The 22,909-nt window shown below is 40.7% G+C and carries 21 protein-coding genes; 19 read left to right on the top strand and 2 right to left on the bottom strand.

The window, feature by feature from the left end; all coding sequences use genetic code 11:
• Positions 1–71 precede the first annotated feature (71 nt).
• The 8 genes from recA (at position 72) to E2L03_RS01455 (ending at position 7,470) form a co-directional block, all read left to right on the top strand.
• Positions 72–1,121 carry a recombinase RecA gene (gene recA / locus E2L03_RS01490; protein WP_038480594.1) on the top strand — a complete coding sequence of 350 codons (1,050 nt, stop codon included), beginning with the start codon at positions 72–74 and terminating at the stop codon, positions 1,119–1,121.
• Between the two features lie 104 nt (positions 1,122–1,225).
• On the top strand, positions 1,226–2,215 hold the full coding sequence (locus E2L03_RS01485) for a metallophosphoesterase family protein (RefSeq protein WP_134258479.1): 990 nt from the start codon (positions 1,226–1,228) through the stop codon (positions 2,213–2,215).
• Positions 2,202–3,635 carry an AAA family ATPase gene (locus tag E2L03_RS01480; RefSeq protein ID WP_166740166.1) on the top strand — a complete coding sequence of 478 codons (1,434 nt, stop codon included), beginning with the start codon at positions 2,202–2,204 and terminating at the stop codon, positions 3,633–3,635. Before E2L03_RS01485 ends, E2L03_RS01480 begins: the two co-directional genes overlap by 14 nt.
• Positions 3,632–3,883, top strand: coding sequence for a hypothetical protein (locus tag E2L03_RS01475; RefSeq protein ID WP_038480588.1), 252 nt, complete (start codon positions 3,632–3,634; stop codon positions 3,881–3,883). Before E2L03_RS01480 ends, E2L03_RS01475 begins: the two co-directional genes overlap by 4 nt.
• Positions 3,876–4,538 (top strand): AAA family ATPase, encoded by a 663-nt coding sequence (locus E2L03_RS01470; RefSeq protein ID WP_038480585.1) that lies wholly within the window; start codon positions 3,876–3,878, stop codon positions 4,536–4,538. Before E2L03_RS01475 ends, E2L03_RS01470 begins: the two co-directional genes overlap by 8 nt.
• Before the next feature lie 135 nt (positions 4,539–4,673).
• Complete coding sequence (gene rny / locus E2L03_RS01465) at positions 4,674–6,251, top strand: ribonuclease Y (protein ID WP_038480582.1); 1,578 nt, start codon at positions 4,674–4,676, stop codon at positions 6,249–6,251.
• Between the two features lie 53 nt (positions 6,252–6,304).
• Positions 6,305–7,096, top strand: a complete 792-nt coding sequence (locus E2L03_RS01460) for a TIGR00282 family metallophosphoesterase (RefSeq protein WP_134258477.1) — start codon at positions 6,305–6,307, stop codon at positions 7,094–7,096.
• Positions 7,097–7,209: 113 nt separating this feature from the next.
• Positions 7,210–7,470 carry a stage V sporulation protein S gene (locus E2L03_RS01455; RefSeq protein ID WP_035397283.1) on the top strand — a complete coding sequence of 87 codons (261 nt, stop codon included), beginning with the start codon at positions 7,210–7,212 and terminating at the stop codon, positions 7,468–7,470.
• A gap of 37 nt (positions 7,471–7,507) precedes the next feature.
• Here E2L03_RS01455 and E2L03_RS01450 read toward each other — a convergent pair whose 3' ends face one another.
• Positions 7,508–8,314, bottom strand: coding sequence for a protein-glutamine gamma-glutamyltransferase (locus E2L03_RS01450; protein ID WP_134258476.1), 807 nt, complete (start codon positions 8,312–8,314; stop codon positions 7,508–7,510).
• Between the two features lie 175 nt (positions 8,315–8,489).
• Here E2L03_RS01450 and miaB point away from each other — a divergent pair, with 175 nt between their 5' ends.
• The 8 genes from miaB to hfq all read left to right on the top strand — a co-directional run bounded on the left by miaB (position 8,490) and on the right by hfq (position 17,827).
• Entirely contained in the window at positions 8,490–10,052 is a 1,563-nt protein-coding gene (miaB, locus tag E2L03_RS01445) for a tRNA (N6-isopentenyl adenosine(37)-C2)-methylthiotransferase MiaB (protein WP_038480577.1), read from the top strand.
• Positions 10,052–10,471, top strand: a complete 420-nt coding sequence (locus E2L03_RS01440) for a YlbF/YmcA family competence regulator (protein WP_038480574.1) — start codon at positions 10,052–10,054, stop codon at positions 10,469–10,471. The genes miaB and E2L03_RS01440 overlap by 1 nt, the downstream gene beginning before the upstream one ends.
• 162 nt (positions 10,472–10,633) lie before the next feature.
• Entirely contained in the window at positions 10,634–11,209 is a 576-nt protein-coding gene (locus tag E2L03_RS01435) for an outer spore coat protein CotE (protein WP_038480571.1), read from the top strand.
• A gap of 105 nt (positions 11,210–11,314) precedes the next feature.
• On the top strand, positions 11,315–13,900 hold the full coding sequence (mutS, locus tag E2L03_RS01430; RefSeq protein ID WP_095150367.1) for a DNA mismatch repair protein MutS: 2,586 nt from the start codon (positions 11,315–11,317) through the stop codon (positions 13,898–13,900).
• A gap of 10 nt (positions 13,901–13,910) precedes the next feature.
• Positions 13,911–15,803: a DNA mismatch repair endonuclease MutL gene (mutL, locus tag E2L03_RS01425; protein ID WP_134258475.1), complete on the top strand. Its 1,893-nt coding sequence runs from the start codon at positions 13,911–13,913 to the stop codon at positions 15,801–15,803.
• 13 nt (positions 15,804–15,816) lie between these two features.
• Entirely contained in the window at positions 15,817–16,590 is a 774-nt protein-coding gene (locus E2L03_RS01420) for a class I SAM-dependent methyltransferase (protein WP_095150365.1), read from the top strand.
• Positions 16,587–17,555, top strand: a complete 969-nt coding sequence (gene miaA, locus E2L03_RS01415; RefSeq protein WP_241741923.1) for a tRNA (adenosine(37)-N6)-dimethylallyltransferase MiaA — start codon at positions 16,587–16,589, stop codon at positions 17,553–17,555. Before E2L03_RS01420 ends, miaA begins: the two co-directional genes overlap by 4 nt.
• Positions 17,556–17,593: 38 nt before the next feature.
• On the top strand, positions 17,594–17,827 hold the full coding sequence (gene hfq / locus E2L03_RS01410; RefSeq protein ID WP_035397294.1) for an RNA chaperone Hfq: 234 nt from the start codon (positions 17,594–17,596) through the stop codon (positions 17,825–17,827).
• Positions 17,828–17,870: 43 nt separating this feature from the next.
• Here hfq and E2L03_RS01405 read toward each other — a convergent pair whose 3' ends face one another.
• Positions 17,871–18,839, bottom strand: a complete 969-nt coding sequence (locus E2L03_RS01405) for a tyrosine-type recombinase/integrase (RefSeq protein WP_134258474.1) — start codon at positions 18,837–18,839, stop codon at positions 17,871–17,873.
• A 190-nt stretch (positions 18,840–19,029) separates the two neighbouring features.
• On the opposite strand from E2L03_RS01405, the gene spoVK reads away from it, so the two are divergent.
• The 3 genes from spoVK (at position 19,030) to glnA (ending at position 22,790) form a co-directional block, all read left to right on the top strand.
• On the top strand, positions 19,030–19,956 hold the full coding sequence (gene spoVK, locus E2L03_RS01400; protein ID WP_038480559.1) for a stage V sporulation protein K: 927 nt from the start codon (positions 19,030–19,032) through the stop codon (positions 19,954–19,956).
• 89 nt (positions 19,957–20,045) lie between these two features.
• A complete protein-coding gene (locus tag E2L03_RS01395; RefSeq protein WP_134258473.1) occupies positions 20,046–21,314 on the top strand; it encodes a methionine gamma-lyase family protein in 1,269 nt (422 codons plus the stop codon).
• A 108-nt stretch (positions 21,315–21,422) separates the two neighbouring features.
• Positions 21,423–22,790, top strand: coding sequence for a type I glutamate--ammonia ligase (gene glnA, locus E2L03_RS01390; RefSeq protein ID WP_437183209.1), 1,368 nt, complete (start codon positions 21,423–21,425; stop codon positions 22,788–22,790).
• The last annotated feature ends 119 nt before the right edge of the window (positions 22,791–22,909 follow it).

The raw sequence follows: 22,909 nt of genomic DNA, 5'->3' as shown, positions 1-22,909 counted from the left end.
AACGATGAAACAAGATATAGAACGTTCTATGTCTCAACAATACATGAAGATGATTTAAAGGAGATGGAAGAATGAGTGATCGGAAACAAGCGTTAGATATGGCTTTGCGCCAGATCGAAAAGCAGTTTGGTAAAGGTTCTGTCATGAAATTAGGAGAGAGAGCGGAGCAAAGAATCTCAACTGTTTCAAGTGGTGCGCTAGCTTTAGATATTGCTTTAGGTGTTGGCGGCTATCCAAAAGGTAGAATCATTGAAGTCTACGGACCAGAGTCTTCTGGTAAAACGACAGTTGCTCTTCACGCTATTGCTGAAGTACAGCGTCAAGGTGGTCAAGCTGCATTTATTGATGCAGAGCACGCGTTAGACCCCGTTTATGCTGGTAAGCTTGGTGTAAATGTAGACGAATTGCTTCTTTCTCAACCTGACACAGGGGAGCAAGCATTAGAAATTGCTGAAGCGCTTGTACGTAGTGGTGCTCTGGATATGATCGTTATTGATAGTGTGGCTGCTCTTGTTCCAAAAGCGGAGATTGAAGGCGAAATGGGAGATTCTCACGTCGGTTTGCAAGCTCGTTTAATGTCTCAAGCGTTAAGAAAATTATCTGGTGCGATTAATAAATCGAAAACCGTAGCGGTCTTTATTAATCAGATTCGTGAAAAGGTCGGCGTGATGTTCGGTAATCCTGAAACAACACCAGGTGGTCGTGCGCTTAAGTTCTATTCTTCTGTTCGTTTAGAAGTTCGACGAGCTGAGGCACTGAAACAAGGAAACGATATAGTCGGAAACCGTACTAAAATTAAAGTTGTGAAAAACAAAGTGGCGCCTCCATTCCGTCTTGCTGAAGTGGATATTATGTATGGAGAAGGAATTTCAAGAGAGGGATCTATTCTTGATATTGCTACGGATTTAGAAATTGTTGATAAGAGTGGTGCCTGGTATTCTTACAACGGTGATCGTTTAGGTCAAGGTCGTGAGAACTCGAAACAATTCTTAAAAGAAAACGTAGAAATTACAACTGAAATCGAACGGAAAATCCGTGATGAGCACAATCTTGATGGAGAAGCAAAAGTAGAAGAAGCCGATAAAGAATCTTTTGAAGATGTTCCTCTTGATTTAAAATAATGATAGATAAAAGACTTTCCTGCTTGTTAAGGAAAGTCTTTTATCATAATGATAGTCTTTAAACAAAGAAATAGTTTAGCAATGAAAGGAACGAAGGATAGAATATGATATCATTCCTCTACTTTACTGATACCCATATACGTGGAACAACTCCGAAAAATCGTTTAGATTCGTTTCCTGATACTATTAAAGATAAAATTGATCAAGTAATGGCTTTAGCTAATGAGCATCAGGTTGATTTTTTACTCCATGGTGGAGATGTGTTTGACCGACCTGATTTGTCTCCGAGCACAGTTGGTCAGTTTGCGCAGTTATTTAGGAAGGCTAAAGCGCCTATTTATGCAATAGCGGGTAATCATGATACATTCGGGCATAATCCTCTAACCGTAACACGAACGATGCTGGGGCTACTTGATGCTTTTGGTATAATGACTCTTATTCACCCAGATCAACCAGTAGTAGTAGAAAAAGAGGGTGTTCGACTTCAGCTATCTGGACAGCCTTACCACTATGATCTTGATCAACGAGACCCAAAGCTGGATTATTACCCTATTAATGAAACGAATGCTACCTATTTGATTCACCTCGTTCATAGTATGCTCGTTGAAAGAGCGTTACCAGAAGGAGTGTCTCATACCTTAATTGATCATATTTGGGGAACAACTGCAGATGTCATTTTCACTGGACATTTTCATAGTGGATTTGGGATTAAGGAAAAAGACGGTACATTTATTTGCAACCCAGGGGCACTTGCGCGAATAAACAACCATTGGACAGAAATTGAGCGGATGCCAACTGTCATTCTTGGTGAAGTAGACAAAGCTGGAATTAGACTAAAAGAGATTCAGCTGAAAGCACAAAAGGGTGAAGCTGTTTTAGACCGATCCTACGTCGAAAAAGCGAGTCACCAAGAGGAAAAGCTCCATGCCTTTGTTCAACAAGTGAAAGAAAAAGCAAATTTTGAAACGCTACAAATGGGTGACATTATTCGGGAAATTGCAGCTATGTCTAATGTGGAAGAAAAAGTAAGAGAAGAAGCATTAAGACGTATGACGCTTATAGAAGAGCGATGGGAGCGTGATGAAACTGAGTAAAATGGTTTCCGTCCGGCTTGAAAATTTTCAATCTCATTTAGATACAGTACTGTCTTTATCAAAAGGGTTAAACGTTGTTGTCGGACAATCAGATAGTGGGAAAACAGCAGTGTTGAGAGGGATTCGCTGGGCTCTTTTTAATCAACCACGAGGGACAGATTTTTTAAAAGTTGGAGCGGACTTTGTACGGGTAACAATCGAATTTGAAAACGGTCATACACTTGTGCGTGAACGAACATCATCAAAAAATCGCTACATCATTAAAAAAAAGGGTGAAGAGGATTTAGTGTTAGAAGGATTCGGTTCATCTGTGCCTGAAGAAGTCTTAAATGCTCATCAAATGAGACCGTTTCGAATCGATGCGGATCATGAGTGGCAGTTGCAAATTGCCCAACAATTAGAAGGACCGTTTCTACTAGAACAAACTGGTTCAATACGAGCAAAAACCATTGGTCGAATGAGTGGCGCTCATTATTTAGATATGGCTATTCGTGACACATCTAAAGACGTTTCTCAGTTAACTCAAAGAGTGAAGTGGAAAGAACAAGAATTAGAAGCAGCGGAGAAAGAGTTGGAACCATTTAAGCCTCTCGATCAAGCGAAGCAGCAATTAGACGAAGGGTTTCGTTTGCTTGAACGAGTAAAGGATCAAGCAAAAAAGGTTCAAGAACTAAAGCGTCTGAGTGAACAGTTTAAGCAATTGAAAGGTCAAAAGAGTCAACTAGAACAAACGATTCACAAGATAAAAGATCTCGATACATGGGAAGTGCTTTTTTTAAACTTACAGCAACTAACAGCGAAGCGCTACCAGCTTTCTTCTGTCCAAAGAGAGTGGCAACGTATTGCTAAAGACCTTTCAACCTGTCAAAAGTGGCTTACAAAAACAGAGTCCATTGAGGAGGCTGAGCAGCTAGCGAGAGCTTTAGCAAATCATGTATCTCAAACTCTTAAATTGCAACAGTTTAAGAAGAGTGAAGAATATGTAAAAGAGAGTATAACAGCATTAAACGCCCGCTTAGAGCGTACGCATTTTTTACAATCGTTTAATGAAGAACATGTAACGGATGTACGCAACAAAGTACTTAAAACCCGACAGTTACGAGAACGTTTTGAACGGCTGCAAAGAATGACTGACGAAGAGAATGCGTTATTGAAGAAAAAGCAACGTGCACATAAGGTTCTACAAGCGTACCCGTTAACGGAAAGTGTTGCCCAAGCATTTGAACGCACTCAATTGCTTTCACGCTACCAAGAAAAAATTGTTCTTTTAAAGAAGCGTTTAGAAGAAGGGGCGGCGTTCGTAGCACATTCCAAACAACAAGAAGAAGAACAAGTTGCTCGTTATACAGAAGCATTAAACACGTTACATCTTTGTCCCACATGTGGACAACCAATACAGCAGAAGGAGGAGTTATCATGAAACAAGTGGAGCAAGACTTAGATAAAATGAAGCAAGCCATTGATAAAGCAAAAGATCTGCGTTATCGAGCAGAAGCGAAACTAGAAGAATTAGAGAATCAAAAAACACGTTTGCTTGAAGAGCTAGAAGAGTTAGGTGTGAAACCAGAAGACTTAGATGATGAAATTGTAAAGTTAGAGACAGAGATTGAGCAATCAATGGAACGGGCATGGTCGCTTATTCCGAAAGAATTGATGGCACGTGACTAATCATGAATCCATTGTTGCACTTGAGCGTGCATTAAGAGAGAAAAACGATCAATGGACGCGCTTAGATGAAAAGAGAAATGTTATTCTTGAGACCATTCAGCAAGCTAAAGCGGCTTTAAACGACTATGAAGAAACCCTCGACACATATGAAAAGGCAAGAGTTCTCTTACAGCAATCAGCAGAGTATGCACGAAAGCAAGCAAAACAACAAATGGAAACATTAGTAACGAACGCACTTCAATATGTATTTGGGCCAATGATTGCTTTTGAAATTGAACTTGAAGAACACGGTAATCGAGCGGTGGCAGAAATGTTTGTTGTCTCTAATTTCGATGGTATGAAAATAAAAACGAAACCTCAAGACGCTAGAGGGGGTGGGGTTGTAGACATTGTCACTCTTGCTTTACGTGTCGCATTAATGGAAACAACTCAACCAAAGCAATCAGGTCCGATACTCTTAGATGAGCCGGGGAAACATGTGTCAGGTGAATATACACATTATTTATATGAGTTTTTAAAGTCCCTTGCGACAATGTTTGATCGACAGATACTTATGATTACACACAACCATCATTTAACGGAATCAGGAGATAAAGCATTTATCGTTACCATTCGGGATGGAATCAGCCAAGTAGAAGAAGCGACGAGCCCTTGACATTAAAAGATGTGAAGCGTAAAATAATGGATGATACACAATGTATCAAGGTTGAATTTTTATGAATATATTCATTATTGATTAACAAATGTGAAACATTTAAACCAACAATTGGATAGCAAGGGAGGTGTAACGATGCCAAGCATTGAATTAAATCTCTTGGTTCTAAGCCTCATTGTACTTGCTTTCTCTGTAGTTTTTGCAGTTGTTGGATATCTTGTTCGAAAATCAATCGCTGAACGGAAAATTTCAAGTGCGGAGCAAGCAGCAAAGCAAATTATTGATGATGCGACGCGTGAAGCAGAAACGAACAAAAAAGAAGCGATTCTCGAAGTGAAAGACGAGGTTCACAAGCTAAGAAGTGATGCAGAACGCGACGTACGTGAGCGAAGAAATGAGATTCAGAAACAAGAGCATCGTTTGGTTCAAAAAGAAGAGATTCTAGATCGGAAAAGTGAAACTCTCGATAAGAAAGAAGAGTCATTAGAAAAACGGGAGGAATCTCTCGCCAAAAAACAACGACAAGTTGAAGAGATGGAAAGTAAAATGAGCCAGCTGCTGCTGGACCAAAAACAAGAATTAGAGCGGGTGTCTGGCTTAAGCCGAGAAGAAGCACGAATGATCATACGCCAAGAAGTTGAGCAAGAAGTAGCTCAAGAATCAGCACTTCTCATTAAAGAGAAGTTAGCTGAAGCAAAAGAAACGGCGGACAAGCGATCGAAAGAAATTCTTTCTCTCGCTATTCAACGTTGCTCAGCAGATCATGTTGCCGAAACAACAGTTTCAGTAGTGAATTTGCCGAACGACGAAATGAAAGGCCGCATTATCGGACGCGAAGGTCGTAACATTCGAGCTCTTGAGACGTTAACGGGTATTGATTTAATTATTGATGATACACCGGAAGCGGTTATTCTTTCTGGCTTTGATCCAATTCGTCGTGAAATTGCACGATCTGCGTTAGAGAAGCTTGTGCAAGACGGTCGAATTCATCCAGCTCGAATTGAAGAAATGGTCGATAAATCAAGAAGAGAAGTCGATGAAACGATTCGCGAGTATGGGGAACAAACAACATTTGAAGTAGGCGTTCATGGTCTTCATCCTGATTTAATAAAGATTTTAGGTCGACTTCGTTTCCGCACAAGCTATGGTCAAAATGTCTTAAAACATTCAATGGAAGTCGCTCATTTAACCGGCTTAATGGCCGCTGAACTTGGTGAGGATGTTAAATTAGCGAAGCGTGCTGGTTTATTGCACGACATTGGGAAAGCTATTGATCATGAAGTGGAAGGAAGCCATGTTGAAATTGGTGTTGAGCTTGGAACGAAGTACAAGGAGCATCCAGTTGTGATCAACGCGATTGCTTCCCACCACGGCGATGTAGAAGCGACATCCATTATTTCTACGCTTGTTGCAGCAGCAGATGCATTGTCAGCTGCTCGACCTGGCGCTAGACGCGAAACCCTTGAAACATATATTCGAAGATTAGAGAAGCTAGAAGAGATCTCTGAATCATTCGATGGTGTTGAGAAGACGTTTGCCATCCAAGCCGGTCGAGAGGTACGCATTATGGTAAGACCTGATGTGGTGGATGACGCGCTAGCTCACAGTCTTGCTAGGGACATTACGAAGAAGATTGAGCAAGAGCTAGATTATCCAGGACACATTCGTGTGACCGTCATTCGTGAAACTCGCGCAGTTGAATATGCTAAATAAAGTGGCGAAAGCCACTTTATTTTTTTGGAAATCAAAAGGAAAGTAGGGGTTTTTTGAAGATTTTATTTATTGGTGATGTTGTTGGTTCTCCTGGTAGAGAGATGATCACTGAACATATAAAAGGGTTAAAGCAAGAGCATCGACCGACAGTGACAATTATAAATGGCGAAAATGCAGCCCATGGAAAAGGGATTACAGAGAAAATTTATAAAGGGTTTTTAGCTGAAGGAGCCCAGGTTGTGACACTCGGAAATCATTCTTGGGATAAGAAAGAGATCTTTTCGTTTATAGATGATGCAACGGCTCTCGTTCGTCCAGCAAACTATCCTGAAGGAACACCAGGTGTTGGCTATCGAATCATTCAAATTAATCAAGTTAAGCTGGCTGTAATTAATTTACTTGGACGAACGTTTATGAACCCGGTTGATTGTCCATTTAAGAAAGTGGATGACATTTTAGCTGCAATCAATGGTGAAGCTGATGTTATTTTTGTCGATTTTCATGCTGAAACAACGAGTGAAAAACAAGCGATGGGTTGGTATTTAGATGGTCGTGTAAGTGCTGTAATCGGGACACATACGCATGTCCAAACGGCTGATGAACGGATTCTTCCTCAAGGGACGGCCTATTTATCAGATGTTGGTATGACAGGCCCTCTTGATGGAATTTTAGGGATGGATCGTCACGCTGTCCTGCATAAATTTCTAACGAGTATGCCGGTTCGCTTTGAGGTCGCAGAAGGTAAAAGACAGTTAAATGCATGCATCATTGCTATTAACGATAAGACGATGAATGCAACGAGCATTAAGAGAATTACACGAACGGACGAACAAACCATTTATTAAGGCATATCTGTCCCTCTAAGCAAATATAGATGTAATAAGGCAGACAGCCTGTTAGACATCATCCATTCGATTTTGAATTGATCGAACTGTTATTTGCTTAAGGAGGGGTAGAAATGGAAGTGTTAAAAGTATCAGCAAAATCGACACCAAATTCAGTAGCAGGAGCTTTGGCAGGCGTTATTCGTGAGCGAGGTGCCGCAGAGATTCAAGCGATTGGTGCAGGCGCACTCAATCAGTCTATAAAAGCAGTTGCCATTGCAAGAGGATTTGTTGCCCCGAGTGGGATTGATCTCGTTTGTATTCCGGCATTCACGGATATAGAGATTGAAGGGGAAGAGCGAACAGCTATTAAGCTTATTATTGAACCGCGTTAAAAAGAGAGGAGGTGTCCATGACATCTCCTCTCTTTTTTTAAGATAATCTTGTTTGATGGTTTGTTTGGATCGTAATGGCAGAATCAAGAGACGTTCGTGGTGTATAGCCACTGCTTGAAAAGGTACGCACAAAAGTAAAGTTTAACCGTGTTACTTGAGGAAGTAAATGAGCCTCGGTAGTCGCACCAGGACGTCGCATACGATTTAAATGATAGATGATTTCTTCAGATGAACGAATAGCAATGCCGTGACCGTAATAGAGATTTTCATTGAGCTTTATAACATTTTCTCCACGCCACACTGAGTGCTGAGGTGCAAAATCAGGGTTATCAAAATAAAGACAATCTCCGATTACATAGTCTGTTCCTGCTCGTGTTTCTAACTGCAAATCTTCATCATGCTCCCATGAATATAGGTAGAGTTGCTGAAACAATTGATCAAAGGATCGTTGATCAATGGAGTCTTTTACTGCTTTATAAAAAATAATAATTATGGCGGTTGCACACTCAAAGCCATATAGCTGCCCATTTTGAAAGATATCCTCTATTGCGTCAGACGGGCGGACATAAGGATTCAATTGAAAAGCCCCATTCGGCATTCGTCTCCAAAAGCGAGGATTACAAGTTGAGCGCATAAATGATTCAAAACGGGCTCCACTTTGCAACAAGCCAATAGAAGCTTGAATCGTATGTTTTCGTAACGCAACTTCGAAACTTAATTCTTGTAAAGATGCATAATTGTATGAGACGCTTTGACTAGCCAAACTTTGAATAATAGCCGTTTCGACTTGGGATAAAGCTGGTAAAGAAGATGTATTTAACGGTTTCTCTTGAATGGTTATCATCGTAGATCCCTCCAATGATGTGTGCACGATTACTATTAATCAATGATTCATTAAACGAAATTATGCGCATGAAGCGCGATTGAAAAGGAAAAGAACGGTTGTCATTGTGTTCTACCGCTTTGCCACGTATAATATGGAGGGAATGGATTGTTGGCACGAAAGGAGAGCAATAGAAATGTCTGATCAAAAGAAGGCGAAAGATTACAGCCATTACTTTGATTTTAGTGATGCACGGATTATATCAGAAGATGATGAAAAAAAGGTAGTTAAAATAAAAGGTAGAGACATTACAATTTATGATCAACCGAACTATCGCTCTGGTCGTAAACGAAAGCGTGAAGAGGTTCAAGTGATTCGACCGGATCACATTGTGCCATCTGAGCTGGCGAATCTCGGAAAAGGGAAGAAATTTCTGATTCGTACATACGGTTGCCAAATGAATGTACACGATTCAGAGAATATGTCAGGAATGCTGTTGGAAATGGGCTTTGAAGAGACAACTGAAACGACTGAAGCGGATGTTATTCTTCTTAACACATGTGCCATTCGTGAGAACGCTGAAAACAAAGTGTTTGGAGAGATTGGTCATTTAAAGCCGTTAAAATTAGAGAAACCTGAGCTTATAATTGGTGTTTGTGGTTGTATGTCACAAGAAGAATCGGTTGTCAGTCGCATTCTTCAGAAACATCAGCACATTGATTTGATTTTTGGTACGCATAACATTCACCGCTTGCCTACTCTTCTACAAGGAGCCATTTTTGGAAAAGAAATGGTCGTTGAAGTATGGTCAAAAGAAGGCGACGTTGTGGAAAATATGCCGCGAAAACGGCAAAATAAAACGCAAGCTTGGGTAAACATTATGTACGGGTGCGATAAATTTTGTACGTACTGTATTGTGCCTTATACACGAGGAAAAGAACGAAGTCGTTTGCCAGAGGATATTATAAACGAAGTACGTGACTTAGCTCGCCAAGGATACAAAGAAGTAACATTACTAGGGCAAAACGTGAACGCTTACGGCAAAGATCTTCCTGGTGACTACGGTGGTCTTGGAGAACTTATGGATGCGATCCATAAAATCGATATACCTCGGGTTCGGTTTACGACAAGCCATCCAAGAGACTTTGACGATCATTTAATTGAGGTTTTAGCTCAAGGTGGAAACTTAGTTGAACATATTCACCTACCAGTTCAACACGGCAATACAGAGATTTTAAAACTAATGGGAAGAAAGTACTCACGAGAGCAATATGTGACCCTTGCAAGCAAAATTAAAAAAGCCATTCCGAATGCTTCGTTCACAACAGATTTAATTGTTGGGTTCCCAAATGAAACAGACGAACAATTTGAGGACATGCTGACATTAGTCGAAGAGATGCAGTTTGATGCAGCCTTTACGTATATTTATTCTCCTCGTGAAGGTACGCCTGCTGCACGAATGGAAGATAATGTACCGATGGAAACGAAAAAGAAACGTCTCGCGCGTTTAAATGCTCTTGTAAACAGCATATCTGAGAAACGAAACTTAGATTATCAAGATCAAGTAGTTGAAGTTCTTGTAGAGGGCGAAAGTAAGAAAAACCCTGATGTATTAGCTGGAAGAACGCGAACAAATCGATTAGTAAACTTTGTTGGTCCTAAATCTGTTATTGGTGAGATTGTCTATATTCAAGTAACAGAGGCTAAAACATGGTCTCTTAATGGAAAAATGATTGAAACAGCGGAGGTGCGTGTGTAATGAGCACACTGTATACACGAAAAGACATTCGGGAAAAAGCAAAAGAACTGGCAACGATGCTTGCACAAACAGAAGAGGTTGATTTCTTTAAACGAGCAGAAAAGAAAATCAATGAGCATTTGCGTGTGCAAGAAATGATCGCTGAGATTAAAAAGCACCAAAAGGAAGCTGTTAATTTACGTCATTACGGTAAATTAGAAGCAATGAAAGAAGTAGAAGCAAAAATTGATGAGCTTCACAATCAAATTGATGAAATTCCGCTCGTTCAAGAATTTAAACGTAGCCAAATTGAAGTAAATGAACTACTACAAGTGATAACCAACACCGTTTCCAAACGTGTGACAGATGAGATTGTTCGTTCAATGGACGGAGATGTTATGCGTGGCACAACGACGAAAAGCCCCTTTCATCAGTGCTAACCTAGGAACACCCTAATAATTTTTATTAGGGTGTTTTTTGCTGGTCTAAACAAGTCATGGTGCACATAGCTTAATAGAGAAGCGTGTATCTAAAGCCACGCAGAACGGATAAAGAGTGCTGACTGCATAGGCTTTAGGTGAATTGTGAATGGAGGGAACAAGATGGCAGATCCAAGAAGTTCATCAAGTTATCGTGAAATTATTACGAAAGCGGTCTGTGGAAAAGGACGGAAATTCTCTGAAGCCACTCATCATATTCGACCGACAGAGCGTCCTTCAAGTATTTTAGGGTGCTGGATCATTAATCATACGTATAGTGCAAAGAAACGTGGAGACAACATTGAAGTAAGCGGAACGTACGATATTAACGTCTGGTATTCATATGGAAACAATACAAAAACAGAGGTAGCGACTCAAACCGTATCTTACACGGATATTGTTCCTTTATCGATGAAAGATGAGAATGTCATTTCTGAGGAGCTTGATGTTGTTGCAAAAGCTGTCCAACAACCAAACACATTAGAAGCAGTCATTAGTGAAAATGGTCATTCCGTAGATGTTCAAGTAGAGCGAGAGTTTGTAGTAGAGTGTATTGGAGAGACAAAAGTAGCTGTTGCAGTGAATCCAGAGGGAGTGATTGAAGAGTATCCACTAGATGCTTTAGGCAGTGACTTATCTGATGATGATTATGAACAAATTGATCCGAATTTTTTACAAGAAGAAGTTGATAAATCCTAAGCCGAGCTGCATGATACAGCTGGCTTTTTTTTTCTTGAATGAAGGGAGACCCTTTACTATGATATAATGACGTAAGATTTTAGGATTAACGGAGGCACGTATAGAATGACGCCAATGATGAAGCAATACTTAGAGATAAAAGAACACTACCAAGATGCGATTCTCTTTTTTAGATTAGGTGACTTCTATGAAATGTTCTATGAAGATGCTCAGACAGCAGCGAAAGAATTAGAAATTACCCTAACAGGTAGAGGTCAAGGAGAAGATCGTATCCCGATGTGCGGTGTCCCGCATCATTCAGCTGATAATTATATGACCCAATTAATTGATAAAGGCTACAAAGTTGCCATTTGTGAGCAAGTAGAAGACCCTAAAATGGTTAAAGGCGTCGTTAAACGCGAAGTGACAAAATTATTAACCCCTGGAACACTCATGAACAGCAAGCTATTATCAGAAAGAGAAAATAATTTTTTAGTTGCGATTGCAGTTGCAGACGATACGTTTGGAGTAGCTCGATGTGATTTATCGACTGGAGAAAGTGATGTCACGCTTATTAATGGTACGTTGGATGATTTATTAGATGAGATTGCTACAAGTCGCTCTAAGGAAGTTGTTGCGCCTTTTGAAGTGGAAGAACTGTTGAATGCTTCTTTCGCTCATAATCGTTCTATGCTCATTTCTTATCGGCAGTATGAAGAGCCACTAGATGAATATCAACATCTGCTTACGAACATTGACCATCCTGTTTTACAGAAAGCATACTATCGGTTACTTCATTATTTAGTAGAAACCCAGAAGCAATCTTTGCACCATCTTCAACAAGCTACATTCCTATCAACAGATGATTATTTGAAATTGGATATTCACGCAAAACGAAATTTAGAACTAGTGGAAACGTTGAGAGAAAAGAAAAAGCAAGGATCGCTCTTGTCTGTTATTGATCAAACGGTTACGTCCATGGGGGGGCGCTTAATGCGACAATGGATGGACCGACCACTTGTGCGACCTAGAGCAATCCGAGAGCGCCAAGAGATTGTTGAGCAATTTTATCATGCTTTTTTTGAACGGGAAGCGCTAAGGGACTTATTAAAAGAAGTGTATGATATAGAGCGTTTAGCTGCTCGTATTGCCTATGGAAGTGTAAACGCGAGAGAACTTGTACAGCTTAAGCGATCTTTAAAAAAGCTACCTGATATAAAAGCCCAATTAGACAGTTTAGCGATTAATAAAAATTGGCTACAATCTATTGAAACATATGAAACTCTTGTTCAGTTATTAACGAACAGTATAGTGGAAGACCCGCCAATTTCGCTAACCGATGGCGGCATTCTTATTGATGGCTATAATGAAGAGCTTGATCGCTACCGTGATGCGAGTAAAAATGGAAAACAGTGGATTGCACAACTGGAACAACAAGAACGAGAATTTACTGGAATTCGCTCATTAAAAGTCGGTTATAACAAAGTCTTTGGCTACTATATTGAAGTGTCACGAGCGAATACCCACCTATTACCAGAAGGAAGGTATGAGCGTAAGCAAACGTTAACAAACGCAGAACGCTATATTACGCCTGAACTTAAAGAGAAAGAAGCATTAATACTAGAGGCAGAAGAATCGCTTACAGAACTAGAATATCAATTGTTTATCGATATTCGTACAATTGTGCAAGAGTATGTACCATCTTTGCAAAAACTGGCTACAGAAATTAGTGAAATGGATGTACTTGCAAGCTTTGCGATGGTAGCCGAAAAACAACAATACGTAAAACCAAATGTAACGGAAACACGTCAAATTGATATCATTCAAGGCAGGCACCCAGTGGTTGAAACCGTGATTCAGCGGGGAACATATGTTGAAAATGATATTGATTTAACAGATGAGCGAGATATGTTGCTTATCACTGGACCGAATATGGGTGGTAAATCTACTTATATGCGTCAGCTTGCACTTAGCGCTATCCTAACTCAAATTGGAAGTTTTGTACCTGCGAAGAAAGCAACGATGCCAATTTTTGATCGGATCTTTACGAGAATTGGTGCCGCAGATGACTTAGCGAGTGGGCAAAGTACATTTATGGTCGAAATGATGGAAACAAAGGATGCCTTAACAAAGGCGACAGCAAATAGCCTGATTATACTAGATGAAATTGGTCGTGGAACATCAACGTATGACGGGATGGCTTTAGCACAGGCTATTATCGAATACATCCATGAATCTATTGGTGCAAAGACGTTGTTCTCCACTCATTATCACGAGTTGACGGACCTGGCAAAATCCATTCCAACATTACGAAACGTCCATGTTTCTGCTGCTGAAGAAGACGGTACAGTCGTGTTTTTACATCAAATTATTGAAGGTGCAGCCGATCGTAGTTATGGCGTATACGTTGCAGAACTGGCTGGCTTACCTGATTCTGTAACAAAACGAGCAAATGAATTGTTGCTGACGTTTGAAGCAAAACCAACAAATGCTACACAACAGCACACAGTCACTCACGAAGAAGTGGCTGCCACTTACGAAGAGGCCGAGCAATTAAGTTTGTTTCAAATAAAAGAAGAGAAAAAGGATGGCAAAACAAAAAAAGAACAAAGCGTTTTAAAGGCGTTACAGGAATTAGATTTGTTGCACGTCACACCATTTGACGTCATCAAAAAGGTGAACGACTGGCAAATGCAGTTAAGAAAGAAATGAGGTGTGTGCAGTGAAAGTCATTCGCCAGTTACATGATTCTTTATCAAATAAAATAGCCGCTGGGGAAGTGGTTGAACGTCCTGCCTCTATTGTGAAAGAACTAATAGAAAATGCTATTGATGCGGGTGCAACGGACATTTTGATTGAAATTGTAGAGGGCGGTATGGAATCGATCCGTATTGTTGATAATGGACATGGCATTCCTTCAGATCAAGTGGAGACGGCATTTTTACGCCATGCCACTTCAAAAATACAAAACGATCGCGACTTGTTTTCCATTCGTACGCTAGGCTTTCGAGGAGAGGCTTTGCCAAGTATTGCGTCGGTATCGACTCTAACCGTGCAAACTAGTACGGGAACACAAGGAGTAGAGTTAACCTTACACGGGGGTGAAGTGATTCAACGACAGCCATCGAGTGCGAAAAAAGGGACAAGCATCGTTATTAAAGATTTATTTTATAATACACCGGCACGATTAAAGTATTTAAAAACAAAATTGACTGAATCTGGTCATGTAAGTGATGTTGTCAATCGAATGGCGTTGGCCTACCCTGCTATTTCTTTTCACTACACAAGTGATGGGAAAACGATTTTAAACACAACTGGAAACGACCGACTCTTACAAGTTGTGGCTGAAGTGTATGGTCGTCAAACTGCTTCAATGATGGTGCCGATTGAAGGGAAGTCCCTTGATTATACAGTGTCTGGTTATGTGGCTAAGCCAGAACTAACTCGAGCGAGTCGACAATACATGTCCATCTTTATTAATGGGCGCTATATTCGTAACTATAAGTTGGCGCAAGCCATCCAACAAGGATTTCATACGTTGTTGCCGATTGGCCGTTATCCATTAGCAATAGTGAAAATTGAAATGGACCCAACATTAATTGATGTGAACGTACACCCATCGAAGCTTGAAGTGCGGCTCAGTAAAGAAGAGGCACTTGGCGACGTAATGACGACTGCAATTAAAGAAGTATTTTCACAGGAAACATTAATTCCACAATCACCAAAGCCGGTAGTCGAGAAGCAAACGTCACAACAACTGGCATTTTCCTTACGCTACCAAGACCGAGCAGAAGTGCCACAGGAAACACATGCAGCGGTTCATGAAGAAACTGATTCGTATAAAGAGAAACCGTCGAGTCATGTTGCTTCGCTGAGAACGACTGCCAAGACTGAGGAACCAGTTGCGATGCCAGAACAGCACTTCCATCAACAAAAGGAAGGTCAAGCTGAAAAGGAGCAATTGCTTGAAGCAACGCCAGTGGTTCAATCTGAAGTCAATCAAGATGTACCTGAAAAAACAATCAATGCGTCAACCATTCCGCCTTTGTACCCAGTTGGACAAATGCATGGAACCTACATCGTTGCACAAAACGATAAGGGGATGTACTTAATAGATCAACATGCCGCACAGGAACGGATTAAATATGAATATTTTCGTAAAAAACTAAGTGAGCCATCGCCAACGTTACAAGATTTACTCGTACCACTGACACTTGAATTTACCGCCAGAGAAGCAGCTATGATTCAAGAATCACAAGAGAAATTAGAAGCGGTAGGGTTATCCCTTGAGCCATTTGGTCATCATACGTATGTTGTGCGGTCCCACCCAACCTGGTTTCCAAAGGGAGAAGAAGAGTCGTCTATTCGGGAAATTATAGACCAGTTGCTTGGGACTAAACGAATTGACTTGTACCGGTTACGTGAAGAAGCAGCTATTTTAATGAGCTGCAAAGCGGCAATTAAAGCGAATCGGCATTTGCGGCATGATGAGATATTTGAACTGTTGGAAACATTAAGACGATGTGAAGAGCCTTATACATGTCCACATGGTCGTCCGATTTTGATTCATTTCTCCACCTATGAACTAGAAAAAATGTTTAAACGTGTAATGTAAGGGGCAAACAAACGTGATTGTAACAACAGCAAGAAAGCAAGTGGATCGTTTAAAAGAGGAAGCGATGTCTTATTTAACATCACTTAACGGTACGTTTATTGATCGAGATGATCGCGCCATCGAAGATTTTTACTTAGAATTTGGTGAACAGCCCTTGTTAATTGTTGCGAAAGACAAACTAATTTTGCATAAACAACAAGGGGCCGAGCCGTTTTATTATCACCCGAATGGTGCTTTTCTACGCTACAAACAATGGCGAAACTCAGGCAATGATCCTTTTCTAGCCGCAACAGAGTTACATCCAGGAGACACCTTTATTGATGCTACACTCGGTATGGGAGCAGATGCTACAATGGCACAATTGGCAGTCGGTCACAACGGAAAGGTTGTTGGATTAGAAGCCAATCCTTATGTAGCATTTGTCGTCGGTCATGGTCTTGCAAATTGGCGTGGAGGCGATGATCGTTTTAACGATGCTCTAAGGCAGATAAACGTCACGAATACAGATAATCTCTCTTATTTGCAAAATAGCGAGTCTAAAAGTGTGGATGTTGTTTACTTTGATCCGATGTTTGATGTTCGTTTACACTCTCCTGGTATAGCAGGGCTAAAACAATTTGCATCCTACCAATCGTTAACAGCCACTATGGTTGAAGAAGCAAAACGAGTTGCGCGAAAAAAAGTCGTTTTAAAAAACCACACGAAAAGTGATTTGTTTGCAACGTTCGGTTTTTCAGTAGAAAAACGAGCAAATGCATCGTTTCAATATGGGATTATTAATCGATGAATGAGAGAGTGGAAGGAAGTATTTTATTGAATAAAGAGCCATTAATTGCAGTTGTTGGGCCAACCGCAGTCGGAAAAACCGAATTAAGTATTCGTTTAGCCGAGACGTTACAAGGTGAAATCATTAATGCTGATTCTATGCAAGTGTATCAGGGTATGACGATTGGAACGGCGAAGCCAACTGATGCAGAGAGAGCACGTGTACCTCACCATTTAATTGATATGCTGCACCCAACGGAGCCATGGACAGTTTCGAGCTTTCAAGACCGTGCACTAGCAGCAATCTCGAATGTAAAGGCCAAAGACAAAATGCCAATCATGGTTGGCGGTACAGGTTTGTACGTCCAAGCTATTACCCATCACTTATCGTTCTCTAAAGCCGAAAGTGATCCAGCATATAGACAAGAGCTTGAAACATTCGCTAAAAAACAGGGAGGGACTGCTCTATTTCAGCTACTTGTAGAGAAGGACCCAAAAGCAGCTGAATCCATTCATCCTCACAATGAACGACGTGTCATCCGTGCTTTAGAAGTCCTTCACACTACAGGTTGTCGTTTTTCTGAAAGGGAGGAAGAACAATCGGTGCCTCGTTTTCATAGTGCGTTAATTGGTCTAACAATGGATAGAGAGCTTCTTTATAGTCGTATAAATCAGCGTGTAGATCGTATGATGGAGCTAGGGCTTGTTGAAGAAGTAGAGGCTTTGTATAAAGCAGGCATTAAAGGTCAAGCCATTCAAGCAATTGGGTACAAAGAATTGTATGCTTACTTTAATCAAGAACAATCATTGTCACAAGCGATTGAGCAAATTAAAACTCGATCGCGTCAATATGCAAAAAGACAACTCACTTGGTTTAAAAATAAAAGTCAGGCAGAATGGTTTGATGTTACGTCCCAAACAATTGAAGAAATTTTACCGAAAGTCGTCGATTTTTCTTGCAGGAAATTCAAGAATGGACTCGAATAACTAAGATAGAAACATATAGAGAGAGAGGGGCTATCGTTATGAAGTCAACGGTGAACATTCAAGATCAATTTTTAAATCAATTAAGAAAGGAATCGATTCCAGTCACGATGTTTTTATTAAATGGGTTTCAGCTTCGTGGCACAATAAAGGGATTTGACAACTTTACAGTCATTATTGAAACAGAAGGAAAGCAGCAGCTTGTATATAAGCATGCCATTTCAACATTTGCACCGCAAAAAAATGTCCAATTAAAAAGTGAAACGGACGTATAAAAGAATAAAAAAGATCTCTGAACCATGGTTCAAGAGATCTTTTTTATTGATTTGGAAGTAAAAGCGCCTTTTCTTTTGTCGTTAATCGGGAAACTGTCAGTACATAACGGCGAAGAGACAACGGGCTTTTTAATCCGAGTTTACGCTGTAGCTGATGATCATGCCCAGAGTGGAGCAATGATCGCAGTAAATACGAATTACGAAAATGCTGTGCAGAAATGCCTTTCCGTAAATGGGCACGTGCAACTTCTGTGCGAATCATTTTTTGAAGGGCAATGGCAGTTAACGCTTTAGGGCGATCGTTTTCATAAGACCAGTGATAGGTTCGCCTTGTAAAATCAAATGCAACAAAGAATGAGTCATCTGTATGCATGCGAGGGCGAACAGGTTCTGGCATGCTACTCCAATAAACATAAAGTTGTTTAGCGTGGTCATCCTCTAACGTTAGTGTTCGTTTGGATGCATCTAAACCCACAATAATGGTTTGTTGAATAAAAGATGTATCCCTCATTGTTAGCGCACATGCTTCACTTAATGTGATGCCATAATTCGTTAAAAGCAGCAAAATGGTATAATTTCGTTCTGTTAATTGTGGTCGAGCTATCCGTTGGTTCTCTGTTAACCCTCGTTCTGAATGGCTTGTTTTAAGCAGAATGGATGTTTCCTTTTGACTAATCCACTCATTCCTATTTAATGGTTCAAGGTTTAATAATGGTGGTTCGTGATGAAGTAACGGGTGATCTTGTAAGAAGCCTTCTTCAAGTAAAAACAGCGCAAAGCGACGAAGTACAGAAGAGATTCGGCGGATTGTGCGTACTTTATATTGACGTGACATCAGCAAGTGATGATAGAACGCTTCCACTTCTTCTGTTGTTAACGTATGAAATGGCTTTTCTTCTAACCATTGAAAGAAATCAAGCAAATCATAGTCATAGCGACGAATCGTAGCCTGTTTTCTCCCTTTTAGAGCAAGTTGATCTAAAAACACGTTTTTCCACGACAATAGATCCATCCAACTCCCCCTTTTCTTTAAATTTTAACAAAGATCGTGTAAATGTCTATGGGAAGGATTAGAGGCATGGTTTTTCTGCTGTAGCCATAAGATAAAGAAGAGGATGCATCGTTTGGGTGTTTATCACGCATTGTCTTCTTACACGTATAGTAGTAGGAGTGATAAGGTTTCAAGGGAGGTCTTACTAGCCATGTCAAATCATCAAATGAAGAATAATGCGCGGATTAACGTCGTGTTAAATAAATCTCCTGAAAAGCGTGCGAGCACAGATTGGTTTGTGTCAGTTGACGAAAAAGAAAAGCATGAAGTTCTCGTTCGATTTGAACAGAAACTTGCAAACTATATCGGCTTAAAAGAGATAAAAGCGCTTGTGAAAGAACTGTACGCATGGATTTACATTAGTGAACGACGAAAGGAAGTTGGCTTAAAATCACCGAAACAAGTGTTGCACATGATTTTTAAAGGCAATCCCGGCACTGGCAAGACAACGGTTGCTCGGCTTATTGCTTCTTTTTTACATGAAATGAATGTTCTTTCAAAAGGGCACTTTATTGAAATGGAGCGAGCTGACCTTGTTGGTGAGTATATTGGGCACACTGCGCAGAAAACAAGGGATGTCTTAAAGCAAGCTCAAGGAGGTGTTCTTTTCATTGATGAAGCGTACTCTCTTTCTAGAGGCGGGGAAAAAGACTTTGGCAAAGAAGCGATTGATACACTCGTTCGAGGAATGGAAAATCATGCAAATGAATTTGTGCTTATATTAGCTGGTTATTCTAAAGAAATGGATTTCTTTCTGTCCTTAAACCCAGGCTTGCCGTCTCGTTTTCCAATCTCAATTACGTTCCCTAACTATTCGGTAGAAGAACTTATTGAAATGCTCATTGGAATGGCGAAAGAACGAGACTATACGATTGAAAAAGAGGCATTGAACCGCTGTCGTGAGCATATTAAAACGGTGCTAGTAGAGGAAACGTATGCGTTTAGTAACGGACGTTATATAAGGAATCTGGTGGAAGAAGCCATTCGTCTTCAAGCGGTTCGGGTGTTAAAAGAAGATAAGTTTACAAAAGCAGAACTTGAGACATTACGAAAAGAAGATTTCACATTTAGGAAATAAGATGCGTGTCATTGCGCCATTTTATTTCTTTCTTTTTTAGGACGTGATAAGCTTAAGAGGATTGAATTTAATTAGGAGAGACACAACGTATGGAATCATTATTTTCAAAAGAAGTTAGTGCGCTTGTCAAACGAGCAGAAGACAAAATAAAGTCGATTCATGAACAGGTGGATGACGTTGCTCTAGTTAATCAGAACCGAGTGATGGAAAGTTTTGCGACCCATCAAGTCGCCGATTTTCATTTCACTCCTTCAACAGGTTATGGATATGATGATGCAGGGCGAGAGACGTTAGAAGCAATTTATGCAGATGTGTTTGGAGGAGAAGCGAGTTTAGTCCGCCATCAGCTTGTTTCTGGTACACACGCCATAGCTGTAGCGCTTTTTGGTCTATTACGTCCTGGAGATGAATTGCTATACATTAGCGGAACGCCTTATGATACCCTCGAGGAAATTGTCGGTATTCGAGGAAATGGTAAGGGCTCGCTGCGTGATTATTCAATTGGCTACAACAAAGTTGATCTTATGAACGGTAAAATGGACAAGCAAGCTATTCGAAACGCGATTCATGCACAGACGAAAGTAATAGGAATTCAGCGTTCACGAGGGTATGGAGATCGTCCCTCCTTTACGATTGCTGAACTAGCAGATATTATCGCTTACGTAAAGTCAATAAAAGAAGATGTGATCGTGTTTGTAGATAATTGTTATGGAGAGTTTGTTGAAACAAAAGAGCCTTGTCACGTTGGTGCTGATCTAATGGCAGGTTCGTTAATTAAAAATCCAGGTGGCGGCATCGCTAAATCTGGTGGGTACATTGTTGGGAAGCAGAATTTTGTAGAGTTAGCCTCCTATCGTTTAGCTGCACCGGGCATTGGTGCTGAAGGAGGGGCGACACTTGGGACACTTACAGACATGTATCAAGGCTTCTTTTTAGCCCCACACGTGGTCGCCCAAAGCGTGAAAGGTGCTCATTTTACAGCTGCTTTATTAGAGGACGTAGGGATGAAGACATCACCTCGTTGGAGTGAAACACGCACAGATTTAATTCAAGCGGTCTATTTTGATACAGCTGAGCAAATGGTTGCCTTTTGTCAGTCCATTCAGCACACATCTCCTGTGAATGCCCACGTCACACCAACACCGAGCTATATGCCAGGTTATGAAGATGATGTGATTATGGCGGCAGGTACATTTGTTCAAGGTGCAAGTATCGAATTAACCGCTGATGGTCCACTGCGACCGCCATTTACTGCTTATGTTCAAGGTGGCTTAACCTATGAACATGTAAAGCTTGCTGTTACGAAAGCAGTAGAAAAGACGTTTAGCAACCACTGGGAAAAGGAAGACAGGAAATAAGGACTTTTCTTGACGAACAAAAAAGCCTTTAGTACGATACGTACATAGCTTATCGTTTAAAAGTCATGTAAAAAGGAGTTTATGTCCTTTTCTACATATAAAAACAGAGTGAGAGGAGCAAATGCGTTGCCAAATTATTCAAGAGAAGACATTGTTCGCATTGCACAAGACGAAAATGTACGCTTTATTCGTCTACAATTTACAGACTTACTAGGAACGATTAAAAACGTAGAAATTCCAGTGGACCAGCTTTCAAAAGCGCTGGATAACAAGATGATGTTTGATGGATCTTCTATCGAGGGATTTGTAAGAATTGAAGAATCAGATATGTACCTTTACCCGGATTTAGATACGTGGGTCATCTTCCCATGGACACCGGAAAAAGGGAAAGTAGCACGATTAATTTGCGATATTTATCAACCAGGTAAACCAGGAGAAGAGCCAACACCATTTGATGGAGATCCACGTGGAATTCTTAAGCGGGTGTTAAAACAAGCTGAAGAATTAGGCTTCACAGGTTTTAACATTGGCCCAGAGCCGGAGTTCTTCTTATTTAAAAATGACGAAAAAGGCGAGCCGACGCTTGAGTTAAATGATAAAGGTGGCTACTTTGACTTAGCACCAACTGATCTTGGTGAAAACTGTCGTCGTGACATCGTATTAGAACTAGAAGACATGGGCTTTGATATTGAAGCCTCTCACCATGAGGTTGCGCCTGGTCAGCACGAAATTGATTTTAAATACGCCGATGCGATTACAGCATGCGACAACATTCAGACGTTTAAGCTTGTCGTTAAAACCATTGCTCGTAAGCATGGTCTTCACGCAACATTTATGCCGAAACCGTTGTTTGGTGTTAACGGCTCTGGAATGCATTTAAACATGTCGCTCTTTACGAAAGAGGGCAACGCGTTCTATGACGAGAAAACTGAAAGTCAGTTAAGCAGAACAGCTATGCAGTTTTTAAGTGGGATTTTGGAACATGCTGAAGGGTTTACAGCCATTACGAATCCAATCGTTAACTCGTACAAGCGTCTAGTACCAGGCTACGAAGCACCTGTTTATATTGCTTGGTCAATGCGTAATCGTTCGCCACTTATTCGAATTCCGTCTTCACGCGGTGTATCAACACGTATTGAAGTACGTAGTCCAGACCCATCTGCTAACCCGTATTTAGCGATGGCTGTTATGTTAGCGTCTGGTTTAGATGGTATCAAGCGTAAAATGACGCCTCCAGAAGCGACGGATCGAAACATTTATGTAATGAGCAAAGAAGAGCGTGTAGAAGAAGGCATTAAAGCATTGCCGGCTTCACTAGGCGAAGCGCTTGAGAGCTTAGTAAAAGACGAGACCCTCGTTCAAGCACTAGGTGAGCATGCAGTTGAACACTTTATTGAAGCGAAAGAAATTGAGTGGGATATGTTCCGTACCCAAGTCCATCCGTGGGAAAGAGAACAGTTCATGCAGAACTACTAAAAGAGGAAGCCCTTAACACATCTTGTGTTGAGGGTTTTTTACTATATATGGAAGAAGGCACTTCGTTGACTTCGATCATATGTTCGCCTATAATAGTAGGTACGAGAACAAATGAAAGA

This window comes from Shouchella oshimensis (assembly GCF_004375095.1).
GTDB lineage: Bacteria > Bacillota > Bacilli > Bacillales > Bacillaceae_D > Shouchella > Shouchella oshimensis.
Note: the sequence above shows the minus strand (reverse complement) of the source record. Positions and strands in the feature narration are given on the sequence as shown.

Bases quoted from the DNA above. Each gene is read 5' to 3' on its own strand.
- E2L03_RS01405 (WP_134258474.1), bottom strand. From the start codon at position 18,839: ATGGATCTATTGTCGTGGAAAAACGTGTTTTTAGATCAACTTGCTCTA.
- spoVK (WP_038480559.1), top strand. From the start codon at position 19,030: ATGTCAAATCATCAAATGAAGAATAATGCGCGGATTAACGTCGTGTTA.
- miaB (WP_038480577.1), top strand. From the start codon at position 8,490: ATGTCTGATCAAAAGAAGGCGAAAGATTACAGCCATTACTTTGATTTT.
- hfq (WP_035397294.1), top strand. From the start codon at position 17,594: ATGAAGTCAACGGTGAACATTCAAGATCAATTTTTAAATCAATTAAGA.
- E2L03_RS01475 (WP_038480588.1), top strand. From the start codon at position 3,632: ATGAAACAAGTGGAGCAAGACTTAGATAAAATGAAGCAAGCCATTGAT.
- miaA (WP_241741923.1), top strand. From the start codon at position 16,587: ATGAATGAGAGAGTGGAAGGAAGTATTTTATTGAATAAAGAGCCATTA.
- E2L03_RS01450 (WP_134258476.1), bottom strand. From the start codon at position 8,314: ATGATAACCATTCAAGAGAAACCGTTAAATACATCTTCTTTACCAGCT.
- E2L03_RS01485 (WP_134258479.1), top strand. From the start codon at position 1,226: ATGATATCATTCCTCTACTTTACTGATACCCATATACGTGGAACAACT.
- E2L03_RS01395 (WP_134258473.1), top strand. From the start codon at position 20,046: ATGGAATCATTATTTTCAAAAGAAGTTAGTGCGCTTGTCAAACGAGCA.
- recA (WP_038480594.1), top strand. From the start codon at position 72: ATGAGTGATCGGAAACAAGCGTTAGATATGGCTTTGCGCCAGATCGAA.
- E2L03_RS01440 (WP_038480574.1), top strand. From the start codon at position 10,052: ATGAGCACACTGTATACACGAAAAGACATTCGGGAAAAAGCAAAAGAA.
- E2L03_RS01435 (WP_038480571.1), top strand. From the start codon at position 10,634: ATGGCAGATCCAAGAAGTTCATCAAGTTATCGTGAAATTATTACGAAA.
- rny (WP_038480582.1), top strand. From the start codon at position 4,674: ATGCCAAGCATTGAATTAAATCTCTTGGTTCTAAGCCTCATTGTACTT.
- E2L03_RS01480 (WP_166740166.1), top strand. From the start codon at position 2,202: ATGAAACTGAGTAAAATGGTTTCCGTCCGGCTTGAAAATTTTCAATCT.
- E2L03_RS01455 (WP_035397283.1), top strand. From the start codon at position 7,210: ATGGAAGTGTTAAAAGTATCAGCAAAATCGACACCAAATTCAGTAGCA.
- mutS (WP_095150367.1), top strand. From the start codon at position 11,315: ATGACGCCAATGATGAAGCAATACTTAGAGATAAAAGAACACTACCAA.